1 protein-coding gene is annotated in these 418 nt (G+C 62.9%); it reads left to right on the top strand.

From position 1 onward, the window contains the following. A partial coding sequence (locus SB816_RS29965) for an MFS transporter (RefSeq protein WP_410547987.1) occupies window positions 1–418 on the top strand: 418 nt, incomplete at both ends.

Raw genomic sequence — 418 nt, forward strand, 5'->3', positions numbered from 1 at the left:
CTTGCCACCATGTTCCGGCTGCTGCAGCGCCCACAGGTCAGGATCGGCCTTCTGACGACGCTGTTCATCGTCGCAGGTCACTTTGCCGGCTTCACCTATGTCCGCCCGTTCCTCGAAGATGTGCCGCACCTTGGCGTCGAAGCGATCTCGCTGGTCCTGCTGGTTTACGGTATCGGTGGCTTCTTCGGTAATCTCTTCGGCGGTTTCCTCGCCGAGAAAAACACGGCATGGGCGGTGACGTTCGCCGCCACCCTGATCGCCGCATCCGCCTCTGTTCTGGTGATTGCCGGCGCATCGCCCCTTGTCGCTGGTCTCGCCATCGCCTCCTGGGGCTTCGCTTTCGGCGCACTTCCGGTCAGTGTGCTGAGCTTCATCACGAGGGTCGCTTCAGACGAGGCTGAAAGCGCCGGCGCCCTGC

The sequence above is a fragment of the Achromobacter sp. SIMBA_011 genome, assembly GCF_046535435.1.
In the GTDB taxonomy this organism is placed as follows: Bacteria; Pseudomonadota; Gammaproteobacteria; order Burkholderiales; family Burkholderiaceae_B; genus Achromobacter; species Achromobacter dolens.